This window comes from Pseudoalteromonas sp. H105, from assembly GCF_001469215.1.
GTDB lineage: Bacteria > Pseudomonadota > Gammaproteobacteria > Enterobacterales > Alteromonadaceae > Pseudoalteromonas.
This window is the reverse complement of record NZ_LOFH01000005.1, coordinates 160,281-175,770: the sequence shown is the minus strand read 5'-3', so window position 1 is coordinate 175,770 and position 15,490 is coordinate 160,281. Positions and strand designations below refer to the sequence as shown.

General features: G+C 36.5%; 12 protein-coding genes and 1 tRNA gene. 12 read left to right on the top strand and 1 reads right to left on the bottom strand.

The window, feature by feature from the left end; translation table 11 throughout:
• The first annotated feature begins 37 nt into the window (after nucleotides 1-37).
• A complete protein-coding gene (gene nagP, locus ATS75_RS10645) occupies nucleotides 38-1,327 on the top strand; it encodes an N-acetylglucosamine MFS transporter NagP (RefSeq protein WP_058560430.1) in 1,290 nt (429 codons plus the stop codon).
• 793 nt (nucleotides 1,328-2,120) lie between these two features.
• Here nagP and ATS75_RS10640 read toward each other — a convergent pair.
• Nucleotides 2,121-2,196, bottom strand: a tRNA-His gene (locus ATS75_RS10640).
• Between the two features lie 280 nt (nucleotides 2,197-2,476).
• On the opposite strand from ATS75_RS10640, the gene ATS75_RS10635 reads away from it, so the two are divergent.
• The 11 genes from ATS75_RS10635 to ATS75_RS10585 all read left to right on the top strand — a co-directional run bounded on the left by ATS75_RS10635 (nucleotide 2,477) and on the right by ATS75_RS10585 (nucleotide 15,461).
• Nucleotides 2,477-3,295 (top strand): mechanosensitive ion channel family protein, encoded by an 819-nt coding sequence (locus ATS75_RS10635; RefSeq protein WP_058560429.1) that lies wholly within the window; start codon nucleotides 2,477-2,479, stop codon nucleotides 3,293-3,295.
• 250 nt (nucleotides 3,296-3,545) lie between these two features.
• On the top strand, nucleotides 3,546-4,316 hold the full coding sequence (locus ATS75_RS10630) for a YdiY family protein (RefSeq protein WP_058560428.1): 771 nt from the start codon (nucleotides 3,546-3,548) through the stop codon (nucleotides 4,314-4,316).
• Between the two features lie 126 nt (nucleotides 4,317-4,442).
• A complete protein-coding gene (locus ATS75_RS10625) occupies nucleotides 4,443-7,121 on the top strand; it encodes an SLBB domain-containing protein (RefSeq protein WP_082665462.1) in 2,679 nt (892 codons plus the stop codon).
• Nucleotides 7,122-7,214: 93 nt separating this feature from the next.
• Nucleotides 7,215-8,207 carry an exopolysaccharide biosynthesis polyprenyl glycosylphosphotransferase gene (locus tag ATS75_RS10620; protein ID WP_058560427.1) on the top strand — a complete coding sequence of 331 codons (993 nt, stop codon included), beginning with the start codon at nucleotides 7,215-7,217 and terminating at the stop codon, nucleotides 8,205-8,207.
• 185 nt (nucleotides 8,208-8,392) lie between these two features.
• Complete coding sequence (locus tag ATS75_RS10615) at nucleotides 8,393-9,319, top strand: Wzz/FepE/Etk N-terminal domain-containing protein (RefSeq protein WP_058560426.1); 927 nt, start codon at nucleotides 8,393-8,395, stop codon at nucleotides 9,317-9,319.
• Nucleotides 9,320-9,421: 102 nt separating this feature from the next.
• Nucleotides 9,422-10,462 carry an EpsG family protein gene (locus ATS75_RS10610; RefSeq protein ID WP_161936896.1) on the top strand — a complete coding sequence of 347 codons (1,041 nt, stop codon included), beginning with the start codon at nucleotides 9,422-9,424 and terminating at the stop codon, nucleotides 10,460-10,462.
• Nucleotides 10,462-11,592, top strand: a complete 1,131-nt coding sequence (locus tag ATS75_RS10605; protein ID WP_058560424.1) for a glycosyltransferase family 4 protein — start codon at nucleotides 10,462-10,464, stop codon at nucleotides 11,590-11,592. Before ATS75_RS10610 ends, ATS75_RS10605 begins: the two co-directional genes overlap by 1 nt.
• Nucleotide 11,593: 1 nt before the next feature.
• Nucleotides 11,594-12,424, top strand: a complete 831-nt coding sequence (locus ATS75_RS10600) for a hypothetical protein (protein WP_058560423.1) — start codon at nucleotides 11,594-11,596, stop codon at nucleotides 12,422-12,424.
• A gap of 5 nt (nucleotides 12,425-12,429) precedes the next feature.
• Entirely contained in the window at nucleotides 12,430-13,686 is a 1,257-nt protein-coding gene (locus ATS75_RS10595; RefSeq protein WP_058560422.1) for an oligosaccharide flippase family protein, read from the top strand.
• Nucleotides 13,687-13,692: 6 nt separating this feature from the next.
• Nucleotides 13,693-14,679, top strand: coding sequence for a glycosyltransferase family 2 protein (locus ATS75_RS10590; protein WP_058560421.1), 987 nt, complete (start codon nucleotides 13,693-13,695; stop codon nucleotides 14,677-14,679).
• Between the two features lie 29 nt (nucleotides 14,680-14,708).
• Nucleotides 14,709-15,461, top strand: a complete 753-nt coding sequence (locus ATS75_RS10585) for a glycosyltransferase family 2 protein (protein WP_058560420.1) — start codon at nucleotides 14,709-14,711, stop codon at nucleotides 15,459-15,461.
• Nucleotides 15,462-15,490 lie beyond the last annotated feature (29 nt).

Sequence of the window (15,490 nt, the reverse complement as noted above, 5' to 3'; positions counted from 1 at the left end):
ATAACTATAACGAAAGCTCGCAACAAGAGAATGTTTTATGGAAGCCACCGTGTCAAATAAGCAAAGTAACTTTATACCTATGGCGATAGTCGCCACTCTATTTTTTATACTCGGTTTTGCAACCTGGTTAAATGGATCGCTCATGCCTTACTTAAAACAAGTATTGCAACTGACTCCATTTCAGGCATCGCTGATTTTATTCTCTTTTTATATTGCGGTAACATTTACTGCCGTACCTTCAGCGATGATTATTCGCAAAGTAGGCTATAAAAATGGCATGGCGCTGGGTATGGGCACTATGATGGTTGCAGGTTTACTCTTTATCCCTGCAGCAAAAACACAAGTATTCGCACTGTTTTTATTCGCCCAACTTGTAATGGGTGCTGGACAAACATTACTACAAACGGCGGTGAACCCGTATGTGGTTCGTATTGGGCCTGAAGAATCAGCTGCCGCTCGTGTCAGTGTGATGGGTATTCTGAATAAAGGAGCCGGTGTAATTGCACCAATAGTATTTACAGCCCTAATCCTCAGTGATTTTACCGGCTCAGTGGGTAAAGAGTTAACTCAACTCGAAATCGATGCAATGGCAAATAGCTTGATTTATCCTTACCTAGGTATGGCGCTATTTATTGGTGCGCTGGGTTTTGCTGTTACAAAAATGCCATTACCAGAATTGCTTGATGATGAAGAGCAAGGTCAAAAAGGACAAGTGAAGGCGGCATTGGCACACCCTAGTTTAGCATTAGGCGTTGTTGCATTATTTGTTTATGTTGCTGTTGAAGTTATTGCTGGTGACACTATCGGTACTTTTGCTTTATCTCTGGGTGTTGAAAAGTACAGCATCATGACCTCGTATACTATGTTCTGTATGGTGATTGGTTATATTATTGGTATAGCATTAATTCCACGCGTAATATCTCAGCAAGCTGCGTTGAGTGTTTCAGCTATTTTGGGTAGTATTTTAACTGTTGCGATTGTATTGAGTGATTCAAGCTCAGTGGTTGTTGCAAGTGCGCTTGGTTTAGAAGTGCAATTACCTGATACACTATTAATGATTGCTGTGTTAGGATTCGCCAATGCAATTGTTTGGCCTGCTGTATGGCCGCTCGCGCTTTCAGGTTTAGGTAAGCTAACCAGTGTTGGCTCTGGTTTGTTGGTAATGGGTATTGCCGGTGGTGCATTTGGTCCATTATTTTGGGGCCTTGCGAGTGGCGGTGTGGACTCAGCTGACGCGCAGCAAGCAGCTTATATAGTAATGTTACCTTGTTATTTATTTATCCTTTTCTATGCTATTAAAGGCCATAAAATGAAAAGCTGGAAATAACGAGAACATATCAATAGGATGAAGTGAGATATGCCTCACCTCACGCAGCAATAATTATTGAAAAGAATTTCTATAATGTAGAAATAATCCCGTGTGTAATGCCACCGAAAGGTGGCATTTTTTTGTCTGCAATACCAATCCGCAATAATACTTAATCATTTTACGGGGCTAAACTTATCGCTATCTGCGTTAAAAAATTCTCATTTAGAACAAAAAAATAGCGATTTGTTTTGCCTTGCTATCAACACGTTTTTCTACCCTCAAAATAGATCACTTAAATAAGCGAATTGATATAAGAAAGTGATAAGGGGATTTACTTCTCTTTGAGCAAGTGTTTTTCGCGTCAGCAAGCTTAACGCCTACGGAGTTTAATATTTACATGTAGGCGAGTGGCTTGCCACCGCGAGAGGTGCTTAAGAGGAGAGCTAAGCATGGTTGTGTTGTAGGGCGTGCTTCAGCGCGTCAATATTATATAACGGAATGTCGCTATTAATACCAATCCGCAATAATACAAAATCATTTTTAGGTATTAAACCTGACGTTAACGGCATTAAAAATATCTTATTTAGAACAACTAAATGACGATATTTTTGCCTTGTTATCGACAAGGTTTTCTTGCCTCAAAATAGTTCTCTTAATTAAGCGAATTGTTATAACTGAGATTTAAAATGACTTACATGTATCTCGTCGTTCGAATTACATGACTTTTTTCAGGAGATGAATATCTGGCATTGTTATTAAATAAAAAGGAGATTTTAACTAAAATTTGATGTTTAACTTAGAGGGGAAAAGATGGGGCGATTGACGGGGCTTGAACCCGCGACAACCGGAATCACAATCCGGGGCTCTACCAACTGAGCTACAACCGCCACAACACACCTTGTTTGGTGTGGCGCGGATAATACATAAAATTATAAATCTTGTGAAGGGGGTCAGCGAAAAAAAATCAAAAAAAGTAAAAAAAACTTTCTTTTGTATAAAAATAAATCTTTTAATACTGTGTTCATCTAAAAACGTTACAATCGCGCGCTCAGAAAATTCGTATTTCAACATGCACTTTCATGCAACTAGATAAATTAATATAAAAAAACGATTTAAATCAGATATAATTTAACCAGCAAACTGCTTAACCTCACATCAGGAGTGAAAATGGATACAATACTAAACTGGATAAACGAAAACTCAGGGTTGATCCTGCAATACAGCATTCAAGCTGTTATTGCACTCGTGATCTTTCTACTCGGCGGGCGCGTTGCGAAATTTTGCGCTAGTTTGACGGAAAAAGCGTTCGATAAGAAAAAAGTTGATAAAGCGGTTGGTTCGTTCGTATCTAGCATTGTATATGCCATTGTATTTATGGCTACTATATTGATGGCGTTATCTCAAATTGGTATCGAAACAACGTCATTTATCGCTATTTTAGGTGCTGCCGGTTTAGCCGTTGGTTTAGCGCTTCAAGGTTCGTTATCAAATTTTGCATCAGGTGTACTTATTATCCTTCTTCGTCCTTTCAAGTCGGGTGACTATGTTGAAGCTGGTGGTAAAGCAGGTACAGTTAAAAAAATCGAAATATTCTCAACAGAATTTCGTACTCCAGATAATAAAGTGATCATCATGCCTAACTCATCAATTATGTCAGGCCCAATAGTTAACTTTTCACGTGAAAAAACACGTCGTATCGATTTAGTCATTGGTGTTGGTTATGATGCGGATTTACGTGAGGCTAAAGCTGTCCTTAAATCTGTGTTAGACAAAGAGTCACGTATTTTAAAAGATCCGGCTTACACAGTGGCAGTCAATGAGCTTGCAGATTCAAGCGTCAACTTCGTCGTTCGCCCTTGGGTTAATTCAGCAGATTATTGGCCAGCATACTTTGATTTAATGGAAAACATTAAGATCGCACTTGATGACGCAAATATTAGCATTCCATTTCCACAAATGGATGTGCATTTTCACAAAGAAGATTAATACATAAAGCACGCAGGCTAAATTGCAAGCTATCGCGATTTCAGCAGCGTGCTCTTATTTAACGTTATACCAATTCGCTTAATTAAGTGATCTATTTTGAGGGTAGAAAAACGTGTTGATAGCAAGGCATAAAATTCGCTATTTAGTTGTTCTAAATGAGGGTTTTTTAACGCAGGTAGCGACACGTTTAGCCCCGCAAAATGATTAAGTATTATTGCGGATTGGTATTAAGTAGCAAGGTTGTTTTTTAATGAAATTAAAGCTTTTATCAATTTTAGTTGCCGCAACAGCAGCAACTAACGCTTTCGCAAAAGATACGCAAACATGGGACATTACCAGTGAACTAGGTGCCATCATCACCAGCGGTAATACTGAGACCACAACATTAAAAGGTGGTATCAAAGCATTACATAACTTAGAAAACTGGAATAATGAATATAAAGTAGATGGTATTTATAAAGAAGACGAAGTTGAAAATGATACAGGTGCTAAAGAAACGCAACGCACCAATGAAAAGTACTCGCTTTCAGCGCAGGGTAATTATAAGTTAAATGAAGATCATGCACATTTATATATTTATGGTTCGTATGTTTCTGATTACTTTGGTGCGTATAGAAACGAAGCCGTAATTTCGGCAGGTTATGGCCAACGTTTTATTGACCGTGCAGACATGTGGTTAAATGCTGAGATTGGTCCTGGTTATAAGTATTTTGAATTCCCTGAAGGCAGTGTTAACGAAGACGGTATTCCTAATGCGGGCGAAACTGACAGTGAAGTGATCGCATTAGGTAAGCTCGATTATAATTGGCAAATTTCGGATAATGCGAAATTTACTCAGTTAGTGTCTATTGAATATGGTGAGACCAATACTAAAACACGTTCTGAAACGGCGTTGTTAGCTAAAATTAATGGCTCATTACAAATGAAAGTAGCGTATAACATTACCAACAACTCAGAGGTTGCCGATGATAAAGACAGCACAGATACAGAGACGTCATTAACTTTAGTTTACAGTTTTTAACAGTTTTAAAGATTATAATGACATTATTCTGTAACAAAGGGACTTAAGTCCCTTTTTTATTTGTGATGAAATAATGTAGAATAGCCAATCTTTTTGGTCGTAGAACTAGGGATAAACCTGCTTGTGATGTTATTTAATCGATTTTTAATAACTTTGTTATTCTTTTTTACTGCGTTTTCGTGGGCATTCACGCCCAGTGCCTCACAGATAGAACAATTTAAAAAGCTACCTAAAGCACAACAAGAAGCCCTAGCAAAACAATACGGTGTCGACCTTTCAACCATTACTGGGTCTGATTCAGGGCAAATAGCGACCAAAGAAGAACCAACATTACAACCGCGAGCCCAAAACGAGCAAGCGCCTTTGTCTGATGAAGAGCGCTTTAAACCAAAAAAAGACGAGCTCAAGCCTTTCGGTTATGAACTATTTGCAGGTGAACCCACTACTTTTATGCCAAATGAAAACGCGGCTGTGCCTGATACGTATTTAATTGGGCGTGGCGATCAGTTGAACATTAACTTTTACGGTAAAGAAAGCGAAAGTCATGAAGTGGTTGTAGACCGAGAGGGGCGGATTAGTATTCCAAACTTAAGCCCTGTTCAAGTGGCCGGTTTGACTTTTTCAGAAGTAAAAGAACTGATAAAAGCAAAAGTACAGCAAGAAATTATAGGCATAAAAGCGTTTGTATCTATCGGGAAATTACGCAGTATACGTATCCTCGTCTTAGGTGAAGCGTATAAACCAGGCAGTTACAGTGTTTCATCATTAACCACGGTTTCACATGCTCTTTTTGTGAGCGGTGGCGTGTCAGATATTGCCTCTTTACGTAATATCCAAGTTAAACGCGCGGGCAAGGTTGTGGCACGTTTTGACTTATATGACTTATTAATCGAAGGCGATAGCCGAAATGACATTGTTTTAAAGCCTGGCGATGTTGTTTTTGTTCCACCTGTAGGCGCTCAAGTCACTGTTGAAGGGCTTGTTAAGCGTCCAGCTATATTTGAACTTAAGCAAAATGAAACAGCTGGAAATTTATTGGCTATGGCTGGCGGTTTAAAGCCAGAGGCTTATGCGAAAAAAGCCGTTGTAGAGCGTTTCAATAACTACAATATGAAAGAAGTTCTTTCAGTCGACTTTACCACCCAGAATGTACAGTATATCCCACGAGATGGTGATCGCATTCGCTTTAATCCAATCAGTTTACAGTATCAAAACTCGATTAGTGTCATTGGCGCAGTTGCGCGACCAGGCCATTATCAATGGCATGAAGGCAAACGTATTTCAGACGTGTTTACGTCGGTACGAGGCGATTTATTACCGCAGGCCGATTTAAGTTATGGTTTATTAATTCGCGAGATTAATATTGCCGGTGACATTGAGGTGCACCAGTTTGATGTAGCACAAGCGAGTGTAAAAGCCCAAAAACATGACTTATTGTTAAAGGCTAACGATAAAATACTGGTATTTAGTCGCTTTGAGGAGAAAGAAGCGGAAGAGCTTGCTCTTGCTAATTTAGCCTTAACGCAGCAGCAGCAAGAGCAGCAACTCAAGGTGAAGCAGTGGCACATGTTTCAACAAAAAGAGTTTGAAAAATATATTGGTGTACTTGAAGAGGAAGACCCTTTTAAGAAAGCACAAGAAGAAGCGAGCCTTACAATCGCTCAATTAGCTAAACAGCGTAAAGCCGAAGAAGAAAATGCTCAAGAGCTTCAGCCTGAAGATTACGCCATTTTTAGCCGTTTTAATTTATTAAAATCAGTTAAAGCTAAATTAAAACAACAAGCTTCAGTACAAAAAGCAATGCAATTAGTTGAAGTCAATGGCCATGTTACTTTTCCAGGGATTTACCCGTTAACAGTCGGGGCAGAAGTTAATGAGTTAATAGTAGCCGCGGGCGGATTACTTGAATCAGCCTACATAGAGCAAGCTGAAATAACGCGTATAGTGGCGGGAGATGCATCTAAGGTTAAGCATATTAAGTTTAACCTACAAAATGCACTGTTAGGCAACGAAGATGACAATCGATTACTACAAAGTAAAGACAGTTTAAATGTGTTTTCAATACCTAACTGGCAAGAAAACGTAAAGGTAGAGCTTAAAGGGGAAGTTAAATTCCCAGGTGTTTACACTATTCGCCGCGGCGAAACACTGAGTAATTTACTTGAACGAGCAGGCGGTTTCTCAGAGTTTGCCCAAGAAAGCGCAGCCATTTTTACGCGTGAGTCGATCAGGCTTCAAGAGCAAAAGCAATTAGCAAAGTTGTCTGAAGAGCTACGCCGAGACATCGCTCAGAAAAGCTTTGAAAATTCAGTTGGCGGCACGTCATTATCTTATGATGAAATGAATAAATTACTGATCGATTTAGCCGATGTAGAGGCTGTTGGACGGTTGGTTATTGATTTACCGCTAATTGTTGAGGATAAGCAAAAGTTAGTTCTTCAAGACGGCGATACACTGTATGTACCAAGCAAGCGTGATTCAATAAGTGTTATTGGAGAAGTGAATTACTCAACATCGCACTTATATAACCCCGGCATTTCTTATCAAGATTACATAACGTTAAGCGGTGGATTAAAAGAACGCGCTGACGAAGGACGTATTTACATCATAAAAGCCAATGGCTCTGTAAAAATCCCTGACTCAGGCAGCTGGTTTGCAGTAAATGATGCACAAGCATTAGAAGCCGGTGACACAATAGTCGTGCCGCTTGATTCTGGCTATATGAATAACCTAACGCTATGGAGCACCGCAACACAAATTGTTTATCAACTTGGTGTAGCTGTCGCTGCGATTAGTAGTATTTAAAACGATATACTAGTTAATTTTTAACTATGTTAATTAGTATTATGCTTAGGGAACAAAGCATTCTTTTTCCATTTATTGAGGTTGTAGAGTTCAATGCTACAGTTTGTTTCTAATAACTCAGAAGAGAGTTCTTTATTATTTGAGCAGCTCAAAAAGGGGCGTTCAGTTAGAGCTCCAAAGTATGCATACAGAGCATCAGATGTTTATGTTTATTGCCCTGAGGATAAAGTAGAACAATTAAAAGATGTACTTAAAAGCTATGATGTAAACTTTATTTTTAATGATTATACGCTTAAAAATTTAGACAAAAAAATTATCACTCATTTCGATAATTCAAAGTTGTCAAATGAGAAAAGAAGCTTTCTTGTAACAGCAACAGAGCTTGGTGCATGGGTAGAACCCTTAATAAGCTATCTTGATAAAAGAATGGGTTACACAGAAGTTTCGCTTTTACAAAGCAGCTATTTTTTGCACCAAAAAGCGTTTTCTATACTTAATACAAAGCGAACCCAGTTAGCTAAAAGGTCGATTGATCTCTTTGTTGCCATAGTTTTAATTTTATTATTTTTACCAATAGCGTTAGTAACCGCACTATTTATTCGTTTAGAAAGCAAAGGGCCTGTTATTTATAAACAAAAACGTGTTGGACAATACAACGAAGAGTTTAAAGTTATTAAGTTTAGATCAATGAGAGTTGATGCTGAAGAGGGGGGGGCTAAGTGGGCAAAGGAAAATGATAGCCGAGTCACGCGGGTTGGGAATTTTATTCGTAAAACCCGGATTGATGAAATACCACAATTAATAAATGTTTTACGCGGGGAAATGTCTGTTGTAGGCCCTAGACCAGAACGAGAAGTATTTATTGAAGATTTAGAGAAAGTTATTCCATATTATCGTTTTCGCCACGCTGTAAAGCCCGGTGTAACAGGATTGGCACAGGTAAGTTATCCATACGGAGCATCGATTGAAGATGCGGTTTGGAAACACAAATACGACATACACTACATCAAACACCATAGTACTTTAGTTGATTTTAAAATTATTATTAAAACAATTAAAGTCGTGATATTTGGTATGGGCAGGTAGTTTTTTGTATCTATAACTTATCTCATTTACTTAGAAAATAAATTACGATTTAAGTAATCTTTCTTTTAAGGCTTACACTAAGGGAATATGTCGATGTGCAACTATCAAATTAGATAATAATTGTTGTTTATGAAATGAAACTAGAATCTATTAAAAGTACTAATAACAGAGGAAGCACCATAAAAATGAATGAACAGAAGCCTATTACATTTTTGGAATTAATTCAGGCTATCTGGGAAGGTAAATGGTTAATATGTTTTTCGGTAGTACTTTTTACTGGTGCCGCTGTTTTATACGCACTATCTTCACCAAATATATATAAAGCAAGTGCTTTGCTTTCACCCTCAGAGTCACAATCAGGCTCAGGTTTGGGTGGTATGGCAAATCAACTGGGAGGATTAGCAGCGCTAGCTGGTGTAGATATTGGCGGTGGGGAAGGGAGCCAAACAGCCCTAGCGGTACAGGTCTTAAACTCAAGAAAGTTTGTATCTAATTTTATAACAAGTCGTAATATATTGGTGCCATTAATGGCTGCAAATGGCTGGGAGATGGAGAGTGACTCATTACAATACGATGAAGAAGTCTATGATCCAATAAATAACCTGTGGCTCAGAGAGCCGAAAGGTTTAAGAAAATCAAAGCCTTCAAATCAAGAAGCTTATGACGTTTTCATTAATGAGGTTTTCTCAATTACGCAAGACAAAGAAAACGGCTCATTTACCTTATCCATCATGCATTACTCTCCTTTTTTAGCACAAACGTGGGTTAATTGGCTTGTTGATGACATAAATGAAGTGATGCGAGAAAGGAAAAAACGTGAAACGCAGCAAAACCTTGCATACTTAAATAACCAATTAAATAAAACGTCTGTGGCTGAAATGCAAAGTACATTTTATGAGTTGATTAAAGAACAGACGAAGAGCTTGATGTTAACAGAAGTACAAAAGGATTTTGTGTTCAAAGTAGTTGACCCTGCCGTTGTACCTGAGATGAAGCTTAAGCCTCAAAGAGCACTAATCTCGTTAATGGGTTTTGTTTTAGGTGGTGTAATCGGTTTGTTAGTTGTGTTTCTTCGCTTTGTAATAAAAAAAGATAAAGCGGCACAGCTATAAAAACGAAGGAAAAAAAATGCCAGTAAAAATCAAAAGCTTCATGCAGTAAATGAAGTGATGTACCTACTTACCACGTTTGTTAGCGTGTTTTATCTTTATTTTATGGATAGAAAGTTTGAAAAGCTTGCCTTCTTTTTGATCCTATTTCCAGTGGTTTTCTTTTATTTTCAAATGCCTGCATTTCAACTTGATGTAGGCACTGATTATATATCATATGTAGATATGTATAAATATGGCTACAATATAGAGTATTACTATAATAAGAAGGAATATGTATTTTATTACATATTAAAGATATCAACAGCCTTAAGACTTGGTGAGCAGTCTATATTTATACTAGTGTCTGTTGTTTACTCTGTGTTTTGGTTGTACTTTATTTTTCTTCTGAAAAACGCCAACTATAAAGTTTGGATTTTTGTATTTTTGTACTTTACAGTAACGGGTATTTATCAAAATCAGTTAAATGGTTTAAGGCAGTATATGGCGATAGCGATATTGCCTTGCTTATTTATCGTACTTTATAATAGGCAGTATTTTTTAGCCCTGATTTTGACCGTTTTAGCGTCATTATGCCATGCATCTTTTATTCTGGTTTACCCGTTTTTTATTTTTATATATCTCAAGCCAACACCTCTTAGAGTGTGGTATTTATTTTTGTTTAGTTTTATTGTCTCTGCGTTGGTTGTTCCTAAGTTACTTCCGATTATAGTTTCCACGTTGTTTGGTAGTTATGCCGGATATTTTGAGAGTGCATTGTCCGCAAGTGCTAACCTTGTTTCAGTAATAACAAAATTATATTATATGCCCCTTTTTTTACTGGCTATGTACACGTACAAGAAGGAAGTGAAATTAGGCCTATATGATGATAGCTATGACATGGTTATGCGTTTTTTTATGATTTTAGCCGCAACGTATTGGTTGTTCATTGTAAATATGTATTTTGGTTTTTTTGGCAGAGTAGCTCAGTACTTTATGATTTTTTATATTTTTCCTATGTACTATCTAATCGCGCAGTATATTCAAAAAAATAAAGTCTATTCAACTGTCTTGGTAATTTGCTACATACTTTTACCCTACTTTTTAAAAGTAACGTTTTTAGCAACATCTGAGTACGATTATAACTCAATATTAAAAGGTCTATGATGGGTTTGAAAAAGGTTTGTATTGTAGCACCTATCCACATTTGGGATGACGTGAGGGTATTTAAAAAGCAAGCAGTATCATTAGCAAAACATGGCTACGATGTGACTCTTATCGCAAAAATGCCTCATGAATTAGATAAACGAACTATCGATGGTGTAAAGCTGATCCGTTCAAAAATAGCGGCGCTAGGGAAAATTGGTCGGATTATTTTCATTTATAAAGTGTTTATACAGGCACTCCAATTTAAGGCAGATATTTACCATTTACATAATCCAAACACTATTCCACTTGTGTTTTTATTGAAGCTTTTTTCAAAAAAAGTGATTTACGATACCCATGAAGATTATTCGAAAAGGCTTTTATTTAGAGAGTGGATACCAAAAAGGCTTAGAAACGTAGCATGTAAAGTTGTTTCAACACTTGAGTGGTTAACGGCTAATGTCACAAATAGAGCGATAGGCACACAGGACTCGGTCGTTAAAAGGCTAGGTAAAAAAGCGGTTTTAATCGGGAACTCACCTCGGTTTAATCAATCGCTTATTGATAGAGTTGATGAGTTGAAAAGTGAAGTCAGTTTAAAAAATGATTGCTTTAGACTCGTTTACTTGGGATCGATCAATGAGCCTAGGGGAATAACAGATATTGTAAATTCCCTAGAACGAGTGAATAAGGAAAGGCAAGTTAGACTTTGCTTGATTGGCGAGATAAGTAGCAACTACTTAAAAATACTGAAAGCGTTACCTGGTTGGAAGTATGTTGATTTTACAGGAAGGTTAAATCAAGAGCTTGCTTTTGCTTATGTTGCACAATCTGATATAGGGTTAATTTATATACATGATGTTGGTGATCATTCATCGACTGATCCAAATAAACTCTTTGAGTACATGTCATTTTCAAAGCCTTATATTGCAAGTGACTTCAGTAGCTGGAAAGAGAAGCTTGAAGCTTCTAAATCAGGTGTGTTTGTTAAGCCTGCTGAGCCAAAACTGCTTGCTGAAGCAATTACACAACTTGCAAAAAATAATGACGAGTTAGAAAGAATGGGAATTAATGGACAGTTATTTGTTAAGAGCAATAACTGGGAAATTGAATTTTTAAAGTTAGCCGATATATATAGTGAAATAGTTTAAAATGAAATTAATATCTTTATACAAAATTACAAAATCCAAAGTTTTAACTATTTTTAATTATCATTATAATTTGAGTAAATACGGTAAAGATAACTGTATATTAGTGAACTATTTTAAAGGTGTGCCTAATTGGGGAGACGATTTAAACGAATACCTAATAGAAAAGGTCTCCGGTAAAAAAGTAGTTATATATCCATACTCTTTTAAAAAGCACATTCTAGGCATCGGATCTATTTTACATAGAGCCAGAAATAATAGCCTTGTCTGGGGAAGCGGGTTAATTTCTTCAGAGAGCGATTGTAATAAAAAATTAGATATCAAGCTATTACGGGGTCCTTCTACAGCTAATAGATTAAATTGGCAGGGCGCAGAGTATGGCGATCCTGGCGTTTGTATTAGGCATTTTTATAACCCTTGCGTTGAGAAAAAATATAAATATGGTTTGATCCCTCATCATGTAGACAAAAGTAACCCAATTGTAAAAACATGGGCAAGCAGAACCGACACTTTACTCATCGATATCCAGCAAGATATAGAACCATTTATTGATCAGCTATTAGCGTGCGAAAATGTACTCTCTTCATCATTGCATGGTTTAATTGCTTCTGATTCATATTCAATTCCAAATGCCCACATTGTTTTTTCAGATAAGCTTTTGGGCGGAAGGTTTAAGTTTGATGATTATGCATTAGGTATTAGCGATTCTAAAAGAGAACCAGTTTTAATTGATGAACAAGTTGAAATTGAGGAGCTAGAAGGGGCTTTTTACTTCAATGAAATTACTGACGAAAAGATAGAACGAATTTTGAGTTTATTCCCGGGTAAAATGTGAGCTACATGCGACATCTCAATAAATTAATGCATGATGCCTTTTATCGCCAAACTGTAATTGTGTTTCTTATTAAGGTTATTTCTTCAATTCTAGGCTTTAGTACTACTGTACTTTTAGTTAAAAACTTAGGGGGAGAAACCTCAAGCGCTTACTTCTTCTTGATAGCATTATCTTCAGTACTCACTGCGCTATCGACATTTGGTGCGCCAGAAGCCATCTTAAAATTTACAGCAATTAATAGAAATGTTGGAAAGTTAGTTAAATTAGTTGTGAAAAATGCATGTTTGCTTTCGGTTGTATTTTCACTAGTAATTACCTTTATTTTATTTGTAGTTAATAAAACGGTAGAGCTATCTAGTGAGGAGTTATTCATACTTTCTATTATAGTTGTTTTACCTTTATCATCTATCATATTGTTATTATCATCAGCCCTTCAAGGGGCTGGTAGGATTATCATTGCGATGATAACAACCGGCTTTGTGCAAAATATTGTTTTATTATCATCGCTAACTTTTTTTGCAGACAGTTACTTTGATGCTGCGTGTGCTTTTGCCCTAGGTAACTTGCTGGCCTCAGTAATTGCAATTTACTATCTAAATAAAGATCTTAACGACGAGAATGAAAGTTTTGACACTCATGCGTTCAAATCTACATGTAAGTCAATGTTAGTAAGCCAATCTGTTGTGCAGTATAATAATCATGCAGCTATTTTGTTACTTGGGGTTTTGTGGGTTGGTAAAGATATATCCATAATGGCTGTATCGCTTAAGCTAACAACAATGTTGTCATTTATCATCATTGCGGTTAATCGTGTGTTGGCTCCACAAATAGCGGTAACTTACAAAAATGGTGATTTAGTCGCTTTACAGCACTTGATCAGTAAATCTTCGAGATTGATGTGGATACTCTGTGTTCCAGCAGTATTTATTATTATGCTATTTAGTCAGCAAATTTTAATGATGATTGATGAATCATATCCCAGTCAGTATTTAGTATTGATAGTCTTAGCCTTAGGTCAATTGGTTAATGTAATAACAGGTAATATTGGATTATTACTTTCAATGACAGGGCATGAGAAAATACAAAAAAACATTTTGTTATGTGCATTGTTTATCTCCCTGATTTTAGGTTATTTCCTCATCCCAAGTTATGGCCCGCTTGGTGCTGCAATAATGACAACTTGGACTGTGATCATAGTGAATGTTTCCTCTTACTTTTATGTTTTAATAAAATTAAAACTAAATACGCTAAAACTTCTGTAGGTTTATATGAAAAAGAAAGTGAGTCTATTAATACCAGTCTACGGTGTTGAGAAATATCTTGAGGTGTTTTTAGAAAATTTATGTTTGCAGACCTTAGAAGATATTGAATTTATAATTGTAAATGATGCTTCCCCAGATGGGTCAGATGAAATTATTCAAAGATATTTGAAAAAAGATAATCGATTTGTATACATTAAAAAAGACATTAATGAAGGGCTGTATAAAGCGCGCCAAGATGCGTTTGATAAGGCAATAGGTGAGTTCGTTATCAATTTAGATTCAGATGACTTTATTTCTCCAGATTTCATCAAAGAGCTTTACACATTAGCAATAAATGAAAAGCTCGATATTGTTGTTAGTAATGTAGAGTTGGTCGATGAAGATGGAAAACCATTAAAAAATAGCAAATCTAAAAGGCACGAAGAAGATTTCGTATTTTCGAAAGAGAACTTACTTTCTCTTCTTTCGATACCTTATGCAACCTGGTGCAGGATGTATAAACGAGAACTGCTTATTGAGCGACAATATAGTTATGATAAAGGGGAGCTTTACTTAACAAACTTCCACTTCCTTGAAGGTGTTAAGTCTGGCTTAGCAGCCGCTGCTACATACTATTACCGCATCAGAGATAACAGCATGTCTTCGGCTTGTAATTCATCAAAAAAATTACAAAGTAAACTGTCTGATGAGTCGATTCATAAATTTAACCAAGCGATTACGGCGCAATGCGTTGATAACGATGTACTCCCAAGTTATCGATTGTTCAATAACCTTTCTTTTAGTAAGTTGAACTTTGTATCTTGTATTTATGGGAATCAAAGTAAGCGGTATAAGCGTTTAAAAAATACAATAAGCTCTGAATTTCCAGCCTCGACAAAATATCTTTTGAGTAATGTTAGTATCATTCCGTACGAGCTCGCTATTTTTATTCTTTTAGACAAGTTAGGACTTACTAGGTTATTACTATTTATAAAAAGTAGAGGTATTAAATAGCTTTAAAAGCATTTAATTAAAATTATATTATGAAAAAAAATGAACCCCTCGTGTCTATTGTGATGCCAAGTTATAACTCAAGCCAAACGATTGAAAGCAGTATTCAAAGTGTAATTGAGCAAAGCTATAAAAATTGGGAGTTAATTATTGTTGATGATTGCTCAAGTGATACAACGTGGCAAATACTTCAGGCTTTTGCAACTAAGTACGAAAATATAATGTGTTTTCAAAATGAAATAAATCAAGGTGCGGGTGCCAGTCGCAACCTTGCCATAAGCAAAGCAGAAGGACGTTTTATCTCTTTTCTAGATTCAGACGATCTATGGACAGAGGATAAACTGTCAGAGCAAATAGATTTTATGTTAACTAATAACTATGGCTTTACTTATACTTATTACAGGCGTTTTGACTCAAATGCTGAATATGGAGTAGTGACTGCGCCAAAGCAGACTAATTATAAAAAGCTAATGTACAGTAATGTAATAGGATGTTTAACTGCAATTTACGATACAAAGTTGTTGGGTAAGCGGTATATGCCATTGATAAGAAAGCGCCAAGATATGGGGTTGTGGCTAGATATTTTGAAGGATATACCTAAGGCGTATTGTTTGCCCAAAGTGTTGGCAAAATACAGAGTAGGCAATGGAATGAGTGCGAATAAAGTTAAGATATTGTCATATCAATGGCAATTTTACAGAGAGGTTGTAGGCTTAAGCCCAATTAGGTCATTAGCTGTATTTTCAGTTTATGCTGTTAAGGGCTATATGAAACATAGCAAATAAGTATTGCCAAACACACTATGTTGAAGATT